The following is a 20,456-nucleotide window of genomic DNA, read 5'->3' as shown; positions in this document are numbered from 1 at the left end:
TTTTATGAAATTTAGAAATTACCAATTCGTATAATATCTGCAAATATACCAGAAGCTGTTACAGCAGCACCTGCACCTGCACCTTTGATAATCATAGGTTGGTTAGGGTAGCGCTCCGTATAAAATAATACAATGTTATCACTGCCTTCTAGATTATAAAAATCATGACCTTTAGGTATTTCTTGTAAGCCTACACTTGCTTTGCCATTATCAAACTGAGCAACATACTTTAATTTGCTATCGTCATTTTTGGCACTTGTGTATAATGATTGAAAATGAGCTTCATGTTTTATTAAAGAAGCGAAAAATTCGTCATTATTGGCTGTGTTTAAACTTTCTTCAGGTAAGAATGGATTATTAGTAATATCACTGATTTCCAATTGATTTCCGCTTTCACGCGCCAAAATCAATATCTTACGCATAACATCAACTCCACTTAAATCAATTTTTGGATCAGGTTCTGTATATCCCTCTTCCTGAGCTTGTTTTACAACATCATGAAAGGTGGTTTTGTCATCGAAATTGTTAAAAACAAAGTTTAAACTTCCCGAAAGAACAGCTTGAATTTTCAAGATTTTATCTCCAGAGGCAATAAGATGTTTTAAAGTATCAATAATTGGTAAGCCTGCACCAACGTTAGTTTCGAATAAGAAAGGAGCGTTGTATGCTCTTGCTAATGTCTTTAAATGCGAATAATTTTCAAAGGCAGAAGAACATGCAATTTTATTACAGGTAACCACAGAAATACTATTGCTTAAATATTCACTGTAGGTTTTTGAAACATCTTCACTTGCAGTGTTGTCTACAAAGATGCTATTTCTAAAATTTAAACTATTTACTAGTTCTAAGAATTTTGCTTTATCCGCTTTTTGACCTTCGGCCAGTTTAGTTGACCAATCTTTTAAGTCTATTCCTTTTTCATCAAAAAGCATAGTTCTAGAATTGGACATTCCAATTACGCGAATGTTTAATTTCAAATTCTCTTTTAAGAATTTTCGTTGTTCTTTAATTTGTTCTAGAAACTTTGCACCAACATTACCAACACCCATTACAAATAGGTTTAGTTGTTTTATGTTTTCCTCAAAAAACTCTTCATGTAATGCGTTCAACGCTTTTTTCACATCCTTTTCATCAATGATGCATGAAATATTTCTTTCAGAGGCACCTTGTGCAATTACTCTAATATTGACATTGTTTTTTCCAAGTGTACTAAACATTTTACCGCTTAGCCCTTGGTGGCTTTTCATATTATCACCAACTAGGGCAACGATAGCCAAATCTTTTTCAGGTATTACTTGTTTAATACGACCTCTTTCAATTTCGTATTCAAAAGCTACATTAACAATGTTTACTGCTTTCTCTACATCATCTGCAGAAATACCTACACATATAGAATGCTCTGAGGATGCTTGGGTAATTAATACTACACTTATATCTGCCTGGGAGAGAACTTCAAAAAAGCGTTTTGAGATACCAGGTATACCTACCATTCCAGGTCCTTCTAAGGATAATAGTGCAATATTGCCAATGTGGCTTATACCACGTACTGTTTTTCCTTTTTCATTCTTAGATTTGGTAATTAATGTTCCTGCTTCATCAGGACTAAAAGTGTTTTTTATAACGATAGATATGCCTTTTGATAATACAGGTTGTATTGTTGGCGGATAAAGTACTTTGGCACCAAAATGCGATAATTCCATAGCTTCCTCATACGATATATGCGGAATAGCCTTCGCTTGTTTTACCATTTTTGGGTTAGCCGTATACATACCACTAACGTCTGTCCATATTTCTAAAATATCAGCATCTACGGCTGCAGCATATATAGCGGCACTATAGTCAGAACCACCTCTACCTAATGTAGTAGATACCCCATCTTCTGAAGTTGAAATAAACCCTGGGCAAACAGTAATTTTCTTAGTTGATGAATTAAAGAAATCTGCACAATTTGCATTAGTTTTAGTGAAATTCACCGTGTTTTTACCATTCAACTTACTGGTAATTATAAGTTCTCTACTATCTTTAAATTCAGCATCTAACTTTTCGCTAATGAGATATTCACTAATTATGTATGATGAAAGAAGTTCACCGTAGCTAACTATTTTATCAGATAATTTAGGAGTTATTTCTCCAATGAAAAAAGCGCCTTCCAGTAATGTTTCTAATACATTGAATTCACTTTTAACCTTGCTAAGTGCCTTACTTTGCGCAGTAACAGGTAATAGTTCTTTTATAGTAGATAAATGTCTTTCTTCTAATGTTGTTAAAATTTCTTTATATGATTGATCTTGTGTTGAAGCTAATGACCCAGCTTCTAACAATAAATCTGTTACACCTCCTAGAGCAGAAACAACCAAAATGATAGGGTCATTGTACGTAGAGATTATATTTTTTATTTTAACTATATTTTCGGGTTTGGCTACAGATGAGCCACCAAATTTTAGAACTTTCATGTTATTGAAATATTGACTTTGTAATTAAGATATGGTGTAATTAAACACAGGTACGAGAAAAAATAGTTTTTACCCCCAAGGGGTGAACCATGCAGTTGTAGAACCATAGTTAATGGTAGTAGAAGTGTAATCGAATTTTATGTCTGTTTTATAGCAGTCCATAATACTAATTGTTGAAAATCAAAAGTAGTACATTTGGTATCCTAAACAAATGATTGCACAATTTTTTACGGAATCGTTAGGTTTTAGATATAAAAAAAATAAAGAATGAAATTATATAGTGCAAAACAGATTTATAAGGCAGATCAGATTTCTATTAAAAAAGAGGAAATAGGAAGTAACGAATTAATGGAGCGTGCAGCCCTGCAACTCTTTAATTGGATGCATTTACGTATGCAAGGTGCTCCTGTAAAAATACATTTGTTTTGTGGTATTGGTAATAACGGTGGCGATGGTATTGCCCTTGCTAGACATCTCGTTGATCATGGTTACAATATAGAAGTGTATGTAATTAATTATAGTGAAAAACGATCTAAAGATTTTTTAATTAATCTAGACAGATTAAAAGATAGAAAAATTTGGCCTAATTTTATGAACTGTGATGATAGTTTACCTGAAATAGGTAAGGAAGATATCATTGTGGATGGAATATTTGGAATAGGCTTAAATAGAACGCCAGATGCTTGGGTGGCTAAAGTAATTCAACATTTAAATGATTCCCAAGCTTTTATTTTGTCAATAGATATCCCGTCAGGATTATTTACAGATGAAGGTCCAAAGGATGTGAACTCCATTATCAGGTCAAATTTTGTTTTAAGTTTTCAAACTCCAAAACTGGTCTTTTTCTTACCAGAAACGGGTCCTTTTATAGAACAATGGGAGGTTTTAGATATTGGTTTGGATCCAGAATATTTAAAGGAAACAGAAACGGATTACGAGCTCATTGGTAAAAATGAAGTATTAACTCTTTATAAACCTCGCGAGAAATATGGGCATAAAGGTACGTACGGACATTCTTTAATCGTAGGAGGTAGTTATGGAAAAATGGGATCGGTATGTCTATCATCTAAAGCCGCTCTTCAAGCAGGTAGCGGATTAGTAACCTCATATATACCTAAAATCGGTTATGTTATTCTTCAGGCTTCTTTGCCCGAAGTTATGGTGCTAACAGATGTAGACGAGAATGAACTTTCCAATATAAATTTCGATATAAAACCAAATGTGGTGGGTATAGGGGTTGGTATGGGAACCACAAAAACAACAACGACTGCTCTAGCCAATTTTTTAAAAGTAAATAAATTGCCATTGGTGATTGATGCAGATGCATTGAATATATTATCAGAAAATAAAGATTTATTGAAAAGCATACCTGAGGATTCTGTCTTAACTCCCCATCCAAAAGAGTTGGAGCGATTGATAGGGAAGTGGAAAGACGATTTTGATAAACTTAATAAGGTTAAGAAGTTTTCAAAGAAGTATAAATGTATTGTAGTTATTAAGGGCGCCCATACTATAATTGTACATAATGAAAAAGGATATGTAAATACAACAGGAAATCCTGGTATGGCAACTGCTGGTAGCGGTGATGTGTTAACAGGGGTAATTACGGGACTTAGAGCGCAAGGCTATGCTGCCTTAGACGCTGCAATATTTGGAGTCTACTTGCATGGTAGAGCTGGTGATATTGCGGTTGAGTCTACTGGTTTTCAGTCATTGACAGCCTCTCATGTTATTGATAATCTAGCCAATGCTTACTTAGATATGTTTAAGCTGCCTGAGCAGCCTGTGGTAGAAGAAGAAAATAAATAAAATTATTTATTAAGAATTAACTCTTCTTTTAACCCACTTAAGAGCGTTGTCATATTCAATGAAAAACTTCATTGGTTTTTTATAGAACAATTTTTCAATCTTAAAGTTATGCATATCTATCTCTTTAACAGATACAATAGCAAAAGCTTTAAGGTTGTCTAATTGTTTAAGATAATTGTAAATAGTAGGGTCAATGGCAAATGAGTGTTTGCGTAGACTAATGAAACCGAAGTTTCTATCTCTAAAATGAATTTCAGATATCCCGATAATTTGATAAGCTCTTTCGAGTGTTAGCGTAGCTCCCTCGTCAAAAATTGATACCATGTAATTATCATAAACTTGAATTTTCCCTGTTTCTAATTCGTACTCCCTTACAATTACCTTCTTCTTGGTAGATCCAACTTTCATTCTCTTCGTATTAGTATAGTGTGTCTGAAGCGAAAATATACTGAACTACATTATTGGGGTAAATTTTTAGTTTAAACGCGAAAATATCGTTCATACTACGTATGGCTACTATTGAGTGTATTTTTATTCTTACATTATAAAATGAATTGTACGAAAAAGGAGCCCTATGTAAGGCTCCTTAATTATATTTAAAAAAAAGAAAATCTCTATGTTTTAGGAGATTCTTCTTCTGCTTTTTCTATTTTAATAGTCAATTCTTCACTTTTCTTGTCAAGCTCAATATAAATACTGTCACCTTCTTTAAGTTTAGAATTTACTATTTCTTCTGCTAGTGCATCTTCAATGTACTTTTGAATAGCTCTTTTAAGAGGTCTTGCTCCATATTGTTTGTCAAACCCTTTTTCTGCTATGTAGTCTTTAGCTTCATCTGTAAGATTCAAGTGATAGCCAATATCCTTGATTCTTTTATAAAGTTTAGCTAATTCAATATCAATAATCTTATGGATATCTTCTCTTTCTAAAGCATTGAATACAATTACATCATCAATTCTATTTAAGAATTCAGGAGCAAAGGCTTTTTTCAAAGCATTTTCAATAACCCCTTTCTGATGTGAATCTTCTTGAGATTTTTTAGCAGAAGTACCAAAACCAACACCTTGTCCAAAATCTTTCAATTGTCTGGCTCCAATGTTAGAAGTCATTATAATAATTGTATTTCTAAAATCTATTTTACGACCAAGACTATCAGTTAAAAAACCATCATCTAATACTTGTAAAAGCATATTAAACACATCTGGATGCGCTTTCTCAACTTCATCTAAAAGTATTACAGAGTAAGGTTTTCTTCTCACTTTTTCGGTAAGTTGACCACCTTCTTCATAACCAACGTATCCTGGAGGTGCACCAACTAATCTAGAGATTGCGAATTTCTCCATGTACTCACTCATATCTATACGTATAAGTGCATCTTCAGAGTCAAAAAGCTCTTTAGCCAATACTTTTGCAAGTTGTGTTTTACCAACACCAGTCTGTCCTAAGAAAATAAACGAACCAATTGGTTTGTTTGGATCCTTTAGTCCCGCTCTATTTCTTTGAATAGCTTTAGAGACTTTGGCAACGGCATCATCTTGACCAATTACGTTAGATTTTATTAATTCAGGTAATCCGGCCAGTTTGTTACTTTCGGTTTGTGCAATTCTGTTAACAGGAATTCCGCTCATCATAGAAACAACATCGGCAACATTATCTTCGCTAACAGTTTCTTTGTTAAGCTTACTGTCATCTTCCCAACGCTCTTGAGCTATGGCAAGATCTTTCTCTAAACCTTTTTCGTCATCACGTAATTTAGCTGCTTCTTCATATTTCTGCTTCTTAACTACACTGTTTTTTAGTTCACGTACATCTTCCAATTTCTTTTCCAATTCAAGTATTTGTTTTGGAACGTCCATATTAACGATATGCACACGAGAGCCAGCTTCATCTAGAGCATCAATAGCCTTGTCCGGTAAAAAACGATCTGTCATGTACCTATTTGTCAATTTAACACAAGCTTCAATAGCTTCGTCTGTATAAGTTACATTATGGTGATCTTCGTATTTACCTTTTATATTATGTAAAATTTCAATTGTTTCATCAACAGTAGTTGGTTCAACAATTACTTTTTGAAAACGTCTTTCTAAGGCACCATCTTTTTCAATATACTGTCTGTATTCATCTAAAGTGGTAGCACCAATACATTGAATTTCTCCTCTTGCCAATGCTGGTTTAAACATGTTAGAAGCATCTAAGCTTCCTGTAGCACCACCTGCACCAACAATAGTGTGTATCTCATCAATGAATAAAATAACATCGTCATTTTTTTCAAGTTCGTTCATTACAGCTTTCATTCGCTCTTCAAACTGTCCACGGTATTTTGTACCGGCAACTAAAGAAGCAAGGTCAAGTGTAACCACTCTTTTGTTATAAAGGATTCTTGAAACTTTCTTATCTATAATGCGTAATGCCAATCCTTCGGCAATAGCACTTTTACCAACACCTGGCTCACCAATTAATAACGGGTTGTTCTTTTTTCTACGGCTAAGAATTTGAGAAACTCTTTCAATTTCTTTTTCTCTACCAACAACAGGGTCTAATTTATTTTCCTCTGCCATTTGGGTGAGGTCTCTACCGAAGTTATCTAAAACAGGAGTTTTGGATTTTTTAGCACCTTTCTGGTTAGAGGCAGCACCAAACGTGCTCTCTTTTCCTTCATTAGCATCTTCAGAATCACTTGGAAAGGATTCGGCCGTTGGGCCGTCTACCATATCGTCGTCACTTGTAATCATAAATTTAAACTGTTCTTTAACGCCATCATAATCTACTTTTAATTTATGTAAAAGCTTTGTAGTCGGGTCGTTTTCATTTCTAAGAATACACAGTAAAAGGTGCGCAGTATTAATAGAAGAGCTTTGAAAAAGTTTCGCTTCTAAAAATGTTGTTTTTAAGGCACGCTCTGCTTGTCTTGTCAAATGCAAGTTCTTTTTATCCTTTTGTACGCCACTGGCGTTAGGATTGGAAGGACTAAGAATTTCTACTTTTCTTCGTAAATGTTCTAAATCAACTTCCAAAGCATCTAAAATACTTATGGCCTTCCCGTTTCCGTCTCTAAGAAGCCCTAGCATGAGGTGCTCGGTACCGATAAAATCGTGACCAAGTCGTAATGCTTCCTCCTTGCTATAAGCAATTACATCCTTTACTCTTGGGGAAAAATTATCATCCATATACTATATTATCTTCTATAAAATTACTAAATCTCATCCAATCAATGGCAATTACCATACCTATAATCGTTAAAGTTATTGTAAAACCCATTAAATGTGCGTCTCTAGGCGCAAAAATGAGCGTATATAATGAAAATTAACATTTCGTGGGCATGTGTTAATAAAATTTGATATAATTAAAACGACTTAGTCTTTAAACGCTTAGGATTTAAGTATATTGGCATGCTTTTTTACTAATTAAAAAACATAAGATTTTAAGATGGCTGACGGTGAAAAATTGATTCCCATTAACATTGAAGACGAAATGAAATCTGCCTACATTGATTATTCAATGTCGGTCATTGTGTCACGAGCCCTGCCAGATGTCAGGGACGGATTAAAACCCGTGCACAGAAGAGTTCTTTTTGGAATGCATGAATTAGGGGTTAGAAGTAATAGCTCGCATAAAAAATCTGCCCGTATTGTGGGTGAGGTTCTTGGTAAGTATCACCCTCATGGTGATACTTCTGTATATGATGCCATGGTTCGTATGGCTCAAGAATGGAGTTTACGATATATGCTTGTGGACGGACAAGGTAATTTTGGTTCTGTTGATGGTGATAGTCCTGCAGCGATGCGTTATACGGAAGCCCGTATGCGTAAGATTGCAGATGATATGCTTATAGATATAGAAAAGGAAACGGTAGATTATCAATTGAATTTTGATGATTCTTTAAAAGAGCCTACTGTACTTCCTACTAGGGTTCCTGCTTTATTGGTTAATGGAGCATCTGGTATTGCTGTAGGTATGGCTACCAATATGCCTCCACATAATTTAGCGGAAGTCATCGATGGTACTGTTGCGTATATCGACAATAATGATATTGAAATAGATGAGTTGATTACGCATATTAAAGCGCCTGATTTTCCAACGGGAGGTATTATTTATGGCTATGATGGTGTGAAAGAAGCTTTTCATACAGGAAGAGGGCGTGTAAAAATGCGTGCTAAAGCAACTTTTGAAGAAGTTCAAGGTCGTGAATGTATCGTTGTTACGGAAATACCTTATCAGGTCAACAAGGCCGACATGATCAAGAAAACTGCGGATCTTGTTAATGACAAAAAATTGGAGGGTATATCCAATATTAGAGATGAGTCTGACCGTAATGGTATGAGAATCGTTTATATCCTTAAAAGAGATGCCATTCCTAATATAGTATTGAATATGTTGTATAAGTATACAGCATTGCAAACCTCTTTTAGTGTCAATAACATTGCACTTGTTAATGGAAGGCCGCAATTATTGAACGTTAAGGAAATGATTCATTATTTCGTAGAGCATCGCCATGAAGTTGTGGTTAGGCGTACGCAATTTGAATTAAAGAAAGCTGAGGATCGCGCGCACATTTTGGAAGGGTTGATTATTGCTTCAGATAATATTGATGAAGTTATTGCAATCATTAGAGCTTCTAACAATGCTGATGAAGCAAGGGCAAACTTGATAGAACGCTTTAAATTAAGTGAAATCCAAGCCAAGGCAATTGTAGAGATGCGATTACGCCAACTTACCGGTCTGGAGCAAGATAAACTAAGAACGGAGTATGATGAGATAATGCTCTTAATTGCCGATTTAAAAGATATTCTTGAGAAAAAAGAACGTAGAATGCAAATCATTAAAGATGAGCTTCTAGAGATAAAGGATAAATACGGTGATGAAAGAAGATCGGTAATTAATATTGCTGGTGGAGATCTTAGTATGGAAGATATGATACCTGATGAGCAAGTGGTAATTACCATTTCTCATGCTGGTTATATTAAAAGGACACCATTATCAGAATATAAGACACAAAATAGAGGAGGAGTTGGTCAGAAAGCATCATCAACTAGAAACGAAGATTTCTTAGAGCATTTATTTGTTGGTACTAACCACCAATATATGTTGTTCTTCACTCAAAAAGGTAAGTGTTTCTGGATGCGTGTTTTTGAAATTCCAGAAGGAAGTAGAACATCTAAGGGTAGGGCTATACAGAATCTTATAAACATTGAACAAGATGATAGTGTAAAAGCATTCATTTGTACACAAGATTTAAAAGATGAAGAGTATATCAATGCGCATTATGTTATTATGGCAACTAAGAAAGGTGTTGTTAAGAAAACATCTTTAGAGCAATATTCTAGACCGCGTCAAAATGGTATAAATGCCATAACTGTTCGTGACGGTGATGAATTGTTAGAAGCTAAATTAACTACTGGTTCAAGTGAGATTTTCTTAGGACTTAAATCTGGTAAAGCTATTCGTTTTGAAGAAAGTAAGACGAGACCAATGGGTAGAAATGCTTCAGGTGTACGCGGTATTACTTTGGCAAATGACGAAGATGAGGTAATCGGTATGGTTTCTGTTCACAATTTTGAAGATGAAATTTTGGTTGTGTCTGAAAAAGGTTACGGAAAACGTTCTAGTATAGAAGATTATAGAGTTACCAATAGAGGAGGTAAAGGAGTTAAAACTATTAGTGTTACCGATAAAACCGGTGGACTTGTAGCTATTAAAAATGTTACTGACTCTGATGACTTAATGATAATCAATAAATCTGGTATTGCAATTCGTATGAGCGTAGAAGACTTACGTGTAATGGGTAGGGCAACGCAAGGAGTTAGATTAATCAACATTAAGGGTAATGACTCAATTGCTGCGGTTGCAAAGGTTATGAAGGATGAGGATGAAATAGAGGAAGCTGAAATACTTGATATAGAGGTAGATGCAGAAGATGGCACAGAGATTGATGATACTGATACCGATGATAAAGAATCATAAATTGTAAACACTAATACTTAATATATTAAAAATGAAGAATAGATTATTACTTGTAGCGGCACTGACATTTACAATGGTCGGTTTTGCACAAAAAAACGAGATAAAGTCTGCAGAAAAGGCATTGAAATCTGGTGATTCGGCTTCGGCTCAAACAGCAATAGAAGAGGCATCTGGTACAATTGCAGCTGCTGATGAAAAGACACAAGCTCAATACTATTTTACTAGAGGTAAGATTTATAGTGATTTAGCTAAGAAAGGAAATAACGATGCGTTTGAAAAAGCAGCAACTTCCTTTAAGAAAGTTATTGAAATAGAAGAAGCAACTGGTAAGCAGAAGTATTCTGCTGAAACTAATCAATATATGGCTGGTTTAACCGCTGATTTGGTTAATTCGGCAGTAAGTGATAATGGTAATAATAAGTATAAAGAAGCAGCAGAAAAGTTGTACATGAGCTATACGCTTAGTCCAAAAGATACTTCTTATCTATACTATGCTGCAGGTAGTGCTGTAAACGGAGGTCATTATGAAATGGCTTTGGATTACTATAACAAGTTGCAAGAAGTAGGGTATGATGGTAGTGCAATGGTTTATAAAGCTACAAATGCTGCAACTGGAGAAGTAGAAGAGATGGATAAGGTTCAACGTGATCTTATGGTGAAATCTGGTACATATTCTAATCCTGTAGATGAGAAAACACCATCTAAAAAAGCTGAAATTGTTAAAAATACAGCTTTAATTTATACACAATTAGGTCAAGATGAAAAAGCTTTAGAGGCTTATCAAGCGGCAAGAAAGAGCGATCCAGAAGATGTAAATCTTATTCTTAATGAAGCTAATTTATATTTCAACCAAGGAAATAAGGATAAGTTTAAGGAATTGATGGCTCAAGCAATCGCATTGGCTCCAGATAATCCAGATTTACATTACAATGTAGGTGTAATAAGTATGGAGCAAAACAATTATGATGATGCACGTGTATCTTATAAAAAAGCAATTGAATTAGATCCTAAATACACTAACGCTTATTTAAATCTTTCTACGACTTATGTAAATGAAGGAAATGGAATGATTGATGAAATGAATTCATTAGGTAATTCTAGAGCGGATATTGCTAAATATGATGAATTGAAAGAAAAGAAAGATGGTTTGTTTAAGCAAGGTGCTGATGTATTGGAAGATGCGTTGAAGAACAATCCTGATAATGAAAATGTAATGACTCAGCTTAAGAATATTTACGGAGCAATGGGGGATACTGAAAACTTCATGAAAATGAAGAAGATGTTAGGAGAATAATTATCCTTCACATTAAATAAATTAAAAGGCCCTAATTAGGGCCTTTTTTTTTTATTACTTTTTTAATAACTCTTAATTGATGTGTGTAGGTTCTAAGGTCATTATTAAATATGCCCGTATGGTCTATTCGATCTATTCTTACTTTTCCATTAACATGAATAACATAGTTGTTTTCCATAATAATGCCTACATGGTCAATGGCACCGTTAACATTATCAAAAAAGGCTAAATCACCAGCTTCACTTTCTTCAACGAAGCTTAAAGCGGTACCTTGAGTAGATTGATTTTCTGCAGTTCTTAAAATATTGTATCCGTTTATTCTGTATACCATTTGGGTAAAACCTGCACTATCAATACCAAAAGGAGATTTTCCTCCCTTTAATTCCGGGGCGTTTAAATAGAGCAATGCGGTTTTCACCAAATTATCTTTGGGTTGCACGGAATTTAAAATAGAACCATCAAAATTAACGGATAATGAAGGAATGTCTGGAATGCAAGATCCTAATAAGATAGGTGTTACTATTTCGTTAGTATCCGCAACATACGATATCAGATCTGCAACAAATTTTTGTCCCTTATTTTCTTGAATTGAATTAAATTCATTTTCAGGAATAAAAGTTAGTTGACTGTTCATGATCCAGCCTTCACACTTGTCTGATATAGTTTTTATTCTAGACCAGTTTTTTCTGCTTTCCAATATCTTGTAATGTTCGCCAAACAAAAGTTGGGTAACTAATTCAGATACCTCTTCTGTTGCACTTCTTACAGGAATAATGCTTAACTGACAAATACCGTACTGCATGTAATTTTTTTATGCGCTTATAGCCTTTCTATAATTATAGCAGAAGCACCGCCACCGCCATTACAAATTGCAGCAGCTCCTATTTTAGCATTGTTTTGTTCTAATACATTTAGTAATGTAATCAATATACGTGCACCTGAGCATCCTAGTGGATGACCTAGAGAAACGGCACCGCCATTTACATTTACATTTGAATCGTTAAGCCCTAATATTTTCATATTGGCAAGCCCAACAACAGAGAAAGCTTCGTTAAATTCAAAGAAATCAACTTCCTCTAATTTTAAATTAGATTTGGCCAATGCTTTTGGTAATGCTTTTGCAGGAGCTGTAGTAAACCATTCTGGCTCATGAGCAGCATCTGCGTAACTTTTAATAACAGCTAAAGGTTTTAAATTCAATTCCTCAGCCTTTTCTTTGCTCATTAATACTAAAGCAGCGGCACCATCATTGATGGTTGATGCATTTGCAGCGGTAACAGTACCATCTTTAGAGAATGCAGATCTTAAATTTGGGATTTTGTCAATGAATACATTGCTAAATTCCTCGTCTTTATTCACCATTTTAGGCTCTCCACGTCTTTGCGGAACGGCTACAGGGATAACTTCATTATCGAATTTTCCATTCTCCCAAGCTTCTGAAGACCTTTTGTAAGATTGAATAGCGTATGCATCTTGATCTTCTCTACTAAATTCATATTTAGTAGCACAAGCATCTGCACAAACACCCATTGCATTTTCGTCGTAAGCATCAACTAAGCCGTCTTTTTGCATACCGTCAATTAAAGAAGTAGGTCCAAATTTTGTACCTGTTCTCATATGTACATAATGTGGGATAAGGCTCATATTCTCCATTCCGCCAGCAACAACAATATCAGCGTCTCCTAAAGCAATTGCTTGTGCGCCTTGCATTACCGCCTTCATTCCAGAGGCACAAACTTTATTTATAGTGGTACAGGGTACGGTATTGGGAATGCCTGCAAAAATAGCAGCTTGTCTAGCCGGAGCTTGACCTGTTCCTGCTTGCACAACATTGCCCATTATAACTTCATCTACCAAAGTAGGGTCAAGGTTTATTTTCTTCAATGCGCCTTCAATAGCCACTGCGCCCAATTTTGGAGCTGGTATTGTTGACAATCCGCCCATAAAACTACCTATTGGGGTTCTAACAGCTGATACGATAACGACCTCTTTCATGTTTTTAATAATTTAATAGCACGAAATTACTAAATTCTATAGCAACCCAAGGGATATCGTTTCAATTACTAGTTATCAGTTTATAATTTTCTATTTTTGATGAACCTAATACAATTTTCTTTTGGATAATCTATACAGACAGCAATCGCTCATTTTCAAATATATACTCTATGTTGTGGCCGTTTCTTTTATTGTGTTTTTTTTGCCCAAGGGAGGTAAATTCAAATATGAGTTTCAAAAAGGGAAGCCTTGGCAATTTGAAAACCTATATGCCCCTTTTGATTTTTCTATTCAAAAGACCGATGCTGAAATAGCTAAAGAGAAACAGGTTATTGAAAGTAATCAATTACCGTACTATAGATATGATAGAGCTGAGGTAGAAAATGTGGAGCAATCTTTTGAACAGAAGTTTGAAGATAAATGGAGTAATTCTACACTTAAGGATAATCAAAAAAAAAGTTTAAAATATTTCTCGAAAGTAATACTGGATTCCGTCTATTCAAAAGGAATTTTACAGAACAATGGTAAGCAAGTTCAGCGTAATTTCATTTTTCTTGTAAAGGATAACGAAGCAAGCAAAGTTAGAGTAACAGATTTTTTTAGGGTCAGTGAAATTAATGATCTTGTAGGTAGAATACTATCTGAAAATAATTTATCCATTTTCGAGAAAGAAACGCAAGCACTGTTTTTTGATATTATAACACCAAATGTAAGTTTTGATAATAATCTTACGCAAAAAGCAAGAAACGAAGCTTTATCTAAACTTTCTTATACCAGGGGAACAGTTGATCAAGGGCGATTGATCATTGCTAAAGGTGAAGTAGTAGAGGCAGAAAATTTAAAGATATTAGAGTCTTTAAAATCTGAATATGAGTCAGAACTTTGGACGGCAAACAATTACTATTATATCTTAATTGGATATACTGTTTTAGTGGCATTAGTACTTATTATGCTATTCTTGTTTCTGAAAAAATATAGAAGAACAGTTTACGAGAATAATGTCAAAGTAACCTTTATATTCTTCAATATTCTTTTAATGGTCTTTATAACCACAATGGTTATAAAGTATAACGACCAATTGGTATTTGTAGTTCCGCTTTGTATCCTTCCTTTAATATTAAAAACATTTTTTGATGCTAGGCTGGGGCTGTTTGTACATGTGCTAACTATTTTGATACTAGGCTTTGTGGTGCCTAATAGTTTTGAATATATATTCCTCCAAATTATAACAGGTATCGTTACCATACTTACCGTATCAGAGCTTTATAAAAGAGCTAATTTGTTTGTTAGTGTTGGGCAGATTACATTAATCTATATCATAGGTTATTTGGCATTTCATACCATTCATGAGGGAGATTTAAGTGATATTGAATGGTATACTTTAGGGTTGTTTCTGTTAAATGGAATGATAACTCTTTTTGTGCAGCCATTGATCTATATTTATGAAAAGCTTTTTGGACTTGTTTCTGATGTTTCTCTGTTAGAGTTGTCCGATACCAATTCTAAGCTATTAAAAGAATTGTCCAATAAGGCTCCAGGTACATTTCATCATTCCTTACAGGTTGCCAATTTAGCAGAGGCAGCAGCGAATGAAATTGGAGCGAATGCTATGCTGGTAAGGGTAGGGGCTTTGTATCATGATATTGGTAAAATGAATGAACCTACCTATTTCACGGAAAATCAGGTTACAAATGTTAATCCGCATGATGAATTGAGCCCTAAGGATAGTGCCCGTATCATTATTGATCATGTTATAAAAGGTATTGAAATAGCTAGAAAGAATAATTTACCAGATAGAATTATCGATTTCATACGTTCGCATCATGGTACAACTTTGGTGTTTTACTTCTATAAAAAGCAAAAGGAATTGGAAGAAGATGTGAACGAAGAAGATTTTAGGTACCCAGGACCTTTGCCATTCTCTAGAGAAACGGCCATTTTAATGATGGCAGATTCTGTGGAAGCGGCGTCAAAAAGTTTAAAGAATCCTACTTTTTTAATTATCGATGAGTTTGTTGATAAGATAATTTCAGGTCAAATGAAGGCAAATCAGTTTTTGAATGCAGATATTACGTTCAAAGAAATTGAAACAATCAAGAAAATCTTCAAACAAAAGCTAAGAAATATCTATCATTTACGTGTGGAATATCCTGAGTAACAAGGGGGTAATTTTATATTAAAAAAAAACTTCAAAAATAGTTGCGTAGAACCAGTTATACTTATACATTTGCAACCGCTATTTAGAGCAACAGTTCATTGAAGAATTACTGGAGAGGTGCCTGAGTGGCCGAAAGGAGCGGTTTGCTAAATCGTCGTAGGTGGAAACATTTACCCAGGGTTCGAATCCCTGTCTCTCCGCAACAATACGTTGAGAGACATATTTTTTGATAACCAATTCGGGGTGTAGCGTAGCCCGGTTATCGCGCCGCGTTTGGGACGCGGAGGTCGCAGGTTCGAATCCTGCCACCCCGACAAAAAGCCACTGAGAAATCAGTGGCTTTTTTTGTTTATATACATTAGGGTAGAGAAAATTTAAAAGTGGTGTTTTCATCTAAATTTGTTATACCCCTGTAATCCTTGATTTTTGTTGAATAACAAGCAATATTTAACTTAAATTTTGCTATTTTGATTATCAAATAATTTTTGATGTACAAGTGGTTAGGTAACCTCTTTGCAATAAAAATAGTAATTGGATTAAAATGAATAAAAGGATACTTCTAATTGTCCTATGTTGCTTAAACGGTATACTTTCTCAAGGTCAGTTTAATAACTTCAAATTTGAAAATTTAGATACTGTAGATGGTTTGTCCAGTAGCACATGTCTTACAATTTTTGAAGATTCTGAAGGGTTTTTATGGTTTGGAACTATTGATGGGCTCAATAAATACAACGGCTATGAGTTTGAGATTTATAAATCAATTTTAAATAATCCAAGCTCCCTCAGTAATAATAGAATAAATGCCATAGTAGAGGGTACAGATGGTAATTTATGGATTGGAACTAATAACGGTCTCAACTATTACAACAAGAAAACAAATAGTTTTTTACGAGTTGATTTATATAAGCAACTATCACTATCTAACAATCCACGCAAATTTATAAATGCACTACTTTTTGATAAAGAAAATAACGCTTTATGGGTAGCCACTAATAATGGAGTTATTAAAATTATTCTTGAAGATTTTACTACAGATGTATCTGATTTAAAATTCTACTATTACCTAAATGATGATTCTAATTTAAATTCATTAGATAATAATATTGTTAATGTAATACTCAAAGATCAGAACGGTGTTATTTGGATTGGGACTAACGGTGAATACTTAAATAAATATAATTGGGAGCGAGATAACTTTGACCGTATTTTAATAGAAAGTGAAAATAACTACGAGCTTAATCATATTCATAAGAATGTTTTTGTTGATGCGGACAACGATTTTTGGATAGGTAATAATCTATCCAATATCATTTATTGGGATAGAACGAATAACATCTTTACACACAAATCATTTACATCAGAAAAAGATGTGGCTATTAGAGATATGCATTTAGATGTAGATGGTAATATATGGGCTTCTACAGATGGTTATGGTATATTTATTTTAGATAAAAATGAAGAAAAAGTTGTTCGTAATCTAGTCAACAATATTTCAGATTCTTTTTCTTTACCTAACAATAAGCCATCTAAGATTTATGAAGATAGCAATGGTATATTTTGGATAGGGAGCTATGATAAGGGAGTTAGTAAATTAGATCCTTCGCAATATGCATTTGGACATTATTATTATCAACCAGGAAACCCCGATGGACTTAATGAAAAAATTGTACAGTCTGTTTTAGAAGATTCAAAAGAGCGAATTTGGATAAGTGCTTATAATGGTGGTTTAAACCTCTTTAATAAAGAGAATAATACATTTCAGCATTTTCCTCACAAACCAAATAATACCAATAGTATAAGTTCAGACAGAATACTTTACACTTTTGAGTCTAATGACGGTCAAATTTGGGTCTGTACGCTAGATGGTGGGTTAAATAGTTTTAATCCAGATACGTATAATGTAAAAAGGTTTTTGCATAATGAAGCGGATGTAAATTCAATTGGGCAGAACTCTGTGTGGTCTGGTGTAGAGGATAAGGATGATAGAATATGGTTAGGGCTTAGAACAGAGGGCTTAAGTCTATTTGATCCTAAAAGTGAAAAGTTTCACAACTTCAAAAATGTTGCGGGAAAAGAAAATGGACTAGCCAGTAATTTTGTTTTCTTTTTGTTTGTTGATTCAAGAAACAGGTTGTTGATCGGTACATCTTTAGGTTTAAATTATATAGATCTTAATCAGTTAGAAAATAGAATTCCAAAGACCCTTACTTTTAAGGAAATTAAAAAACCGGGTATAGAAGATAATCTTATAAATCATATATCAGAAGACGAAATAGGAAATATTTGGATAGGAGCAGATACAGGAATATATAAACTTGATGCTGATTTTAATGTGTTGAAATCTTATTCTTCGAAAGAAGGGTTACCCAACAACCTAGTGGTGGGTATTCAAGAAGATGACAATCATAATTTTTGGGTATCGACAAAAAGTGGATTGTCACTGTTAAACCCAGAAACAGACCAAATAAAAAATTTTAATATTCACGATGGTCTACAAGGTCCTGAATATCAAAGTAAATCTATAGATAAAACTAAGGATGGTAGAATCTTAATAGGAGGGATAAATGGGTTCAATATTTTTCATCCGGATGATATAACGCTAAGAACTTCAATAACATTACGCCCCACTATAACCCAGTTTACTTTAAATAACAAGCCTATTGTAGTTGGTGATACGGTAAATGATAGGGTATTATTAAATGATAGGATTGCTGACTTAGAAAATCTAAAATTAAATTATGATGAGAACTATGTAGCATTCGATTTTTTAGCACTTCATTTTGAGAATCCTGAAAGAGTACAGTATTCTTATAAATTAAAGGGTTTGGACAATGACTTTGAAACAATAGGGGCTAAAAGAGAAGTAAGCTATTCTAACCTTAGTTCTGGTAAATATGTGTTTGAAGTAAAAGCATCTTTAGATGGTGATTGGGATAAAGCAGAAGCCGCAATTGTAAACTTTGAAGTTCTGTCCCCTCCATGGAAAACATGGTGGGCATATTTAATTTATACTTTGTTAGGCTTATTAGGTTCATACTTGGTTTTACGATATTACACCCAAAAAGTTCAAGAAGCCCAAGAGCACGAATTAGATCAAATGAAGCTTCAATTCTTTGTCAATGTTTCTCATGAGTTTAGAACACCGCTTACATTGATCATGAATCCTGTAGATAAAATATTGTCTAGCTACACATATAATCCAGAAGAAGTAAAATCTTCTGCTATTTCCATACAGCGTAGTGCCCGTAGGTTGTTGCATTTAGTAAATCAATTATTAGATTATAGAAAGATGGATGTAGGTATGGCACCGCTTCAATTGGAAAAAGGTGATATCGTCAAATTCAGTGAAGATATTTTTTCATTATTCGTAAGTCTGGCAACAAAGAAGGAAATAGATTATAGGTTTGAATCAGAATCTGAGGATATTGTTTTCTTGTTTGATTTTGATAAAGTTGAAAAAATAATCACCAACTTAATTTCTAATGCTTTAAAATTCACAAATGTAGGTGGTGAGATTACGGTTTCCATTAAGAAAATAGCACAGAAAAAAAGCTCGTCTAAATTGTTCTTTCTTAAGAAAGAAATGATTGGGGATTTTGTGGAGATTACAGTAACAGATTCTGGTGTTGGGCTAGATAAAGAACAGCTTAAAAATATTTTTTCTCGATTTTATCATATCGATATTACTAAATCTGGAACCGGAATAGGGCTAAATTTTACACAAGCCTTAGTTGAAAAACATGGTGGCGAAATTTTTGTGGAAAGTGAATATGGTTTAGGTAGCAAGTTTGTTGTAAGACTACCATTAGATAATAAGTCCGCAGCTGTAGAAGTAGAAAGTATAAAGAATGAATTTTTAATTAATTCAATGAAATCTGTTGAATATGAAATGTACATTGCAGATGATGAGAATTTAGTTTTACCCAATCCCAATAGCGATAGTGAAATAGAAAAGCCTACTATATTATTGGTAGAGGATAACAAAGAATTACGACAGCATTTAAAAAATGATTTGCAAGATAAGTATAAGGTGCTTCAGGCAAAAAATGGAGAAGAAGGGCTTGAAATGGTTAAGAAACGTTATCCAGATTTGGTAATAAGTGATGTGATGATGCCGAAAATGGACGGATTTGAAATGTGCAGATTATTAAAGACTGAATTTGAAACCTGTCATATTCCCATAATACTGCTAACTGCAAGAAGTCTTGAAATTGATAGAGTAAGTGGTTATGATAATGGTGCAGATGCATATTTGTCAAAACCATTTGTTACTAGTGTTTTAAAATCGAGAATAAGAAATCTAATTGAAGCAAAGAAAAGACTAAGAAAACGCTTCTCAGAAATTGGAGGTATTTTCCCATCTAGTGAGGTAACAACCAACAATATGGATGAGGTGTTTTTGGATAAAGCTACCAAGGTGGTTTTAGATAATGTAGATGATGAAGATTTTAAGCAAGATGATATTTTAAAGGAATTAGGTATAGGTAGATCTCAATTCTACCGAAAAATTAATACGTTGACAGGAAATAATCCTAGTCATTTTATAAGAACGATTAGGTTAAGATATGCGGCTGAATTATTAGAGAAAAACTCTTATTCTATTAAGGAAGTTACCCATATGTGCGGATTTAATTCAACAGCATACTTTAGTAAAACTTTTAGAGAGTTGTTTAACGTTACACCTACAGAATATATGGAAGGTAATAAAAGCGATATAATTGAGGATGATAAATAATATTCATCATTTATAAATGAATAATGAATTGTTTGAATATTAAAAAAGGCA

The 20,456-nt window shown here is 34.0% G+C and carries 10 protein-coding genes and 2 tRNA genes; 7 read left to right on the top strand and 5 right to left on the bottom strand.

The genetic code is table 11. The annotated features are described in order from the left end of the window. Nucleotides 1-11 precede the first annotated feature (11 nt). Nucleotides 12-2,453 carry a bifunctional aspartate kinase/homoserine dehydrogenase I gene (thrA, locus tag P178_RS0118895; RefSeq protein WP_027067699.1) on the bottom strand — a complete coding sequence of 814 codons (2,442 nt, stop codon included), beginning with the start codon at nucleotides 2,451-2,453 and terminating at the stop codon, nucleotides 12-14. Between the two features lie 267 nt (nucleotides 2,454-2,720). On the opposite strand from thrA, the gene P178_RS0118890 reads away from it, so the two are divergent. After that, nucleotides 2,721-4,262 (top strand): NAD(P)H-hydrate dehydratase, encoded by a 1,542-nt coding sequence (locus tag P178_RS0118890; protein WP_027067698.1) that lies wholly within the window; start codon nucleotides 2,721-2,723, stop codon nucleotides 4,260-4,262. A gap of 9 nt (nucleotides 4,263-4,271) precedes the next feature. Here the strand turns inward: P178_RS0118890 and P178_RS0118885 are convergent, their stop codons facing one another. Together P178_RS0118885 and P178_RS0118880 are read right to left on the bottom strand one after the other, a co-directional pair. Next, nucleotides 4,272-4,670, bottom strand: coding sequence for a hypothetical protein (locus P178_RS0118885; protein ID WP_027067697.1), 399 nt, complete (start codon nucleotides 4,668-4,670; stop codon nucleotides 4,272-4,274). Between the two features lie 206 nt (nucleotides 4,671-4,876). Beyond that, entirely contained in the window at nucleotides 4,877-7,429 is a 2,553-nt protein-coding gene (locus P178_RS0118880; RefSeq protein ID WP_027067696.1) for an ATP-dependent Clp protease ATP-binding subunit, read from the bottom strand. 259 nt (nucleotides 7,430-7,688) lie between these two features. On the opposite strand from P178_RS0118880, the gene gyrA reads away from it, so the two are divergent. Then, a complete protein-coding gene (gene gyrA, locus P178_RS0118870) occupies nucleotides 7,689-10,223 on the top strand; it encodes a DNA gyrase subunit A (protein ID WP_027067695.1) in 2,535 nt (844 codons plus the stop codon). Between the two features lie 31 nt (nucleotides 10,224-10,254). Continuing rightward, nucleotides 10,255-11,517, top strand: a complete 1,263-nt coding sequence (locus P178_RS0118865; protein WP_027067694.1) for a tetratricopeptide repeat protein — start codon at nucleotides 10,255-10,257, stop codon at nucleotides 11,515-11,517. 31 nt (nucleotides 11,518-11,548) lie between these two features. On the opposite strand, the gene P178_RS0118860 is transcribed toward P178_RS0118865, so the two are convergent. Continuing rightward, entirely contained in the window at nucleotides 11,549-12,319 is a 771-nt protein-coding gene (locus tag P178_RS0118860) for an NlpC/P60 family protein (protein WP_027067693.1), read from the bottom strand. Between the two features lie 17 nt (nucleotides 12,320-12,336). Further along, on the bottom strand, nucleotides 12,337-13,512 hold the full coding sequence (locus P178_RS0118855; RefSeq protein WP_027067692.1) for an acetyl-CoA C-acyltransferase: 1,176 nt from the start codon (nucleotides 13,510-13,512) through the stop codon (nucleotides 12,337-12,339). A 121-nt stretch (nucleotides 13,513-13,633) separates the two neighbouring features. Here P178_RS0118855 and P178_RS0118850 point away from each other — a divergent pair, with 121 nt between their 5' ends. From P178_RS0118850 to P178_RS0118835, 4 genes are all read left to right on the top strand, one after another. Next, nucleotides 13,634-15,670, top strand: coding sequence for an HD family phosphohydrolase (locus tag P178_RS0118850; RefSeq protein ID WP_027067691.1), 2,037 nt, complete (start codon nucleotides 13,634-13,636; stop codon nucleotides 15,668-15,670). Nucleotides 15,671-15,781: 111 nt separating this feature from the next. After that, nucleotides 15,782-15,870: transfer RNA gene (locus P178_RS0118845), tRNA-Ser, on the top strand. 39 nt (nucleotides 15,871-15,909) lie between these two features. Next, nucleotides 15,910-15,984: transfer RNA gene (locus tag P178_RS0118840), tRNA-Pro, on the top strand. Nucleotides 15,985-16,211: 227 nt separating this feature from the next. Next, nucleotides 16,212-20,405, top strand: a complete 4,194-nt coding sequence (locus P178_RS0118835) for a two-component regulator propeller domain-containing protein (RefSeq protein WP_051638364.1) — start codon at nucleotides 16,212-16,214, stop codon at nucleotides 20,403-20,405. The last annotated feature ends 51 nt before the right edge of the window (nucleotides 20,406-20,456 follow it).

This window comes from Maribacter sp. Hel_I_7 (assembly GCF_000688315.1).
Classification (GTDB): domain Bacteria; phylum Bacteroidota; class Bacteroidia; order Flavobacteriales; family Flavobacteriaceae; genus Maribacter; species Maribacter stanieri.
This window is presented reverse-complemented; position numbering and strand designations above follow the sequence as displayed.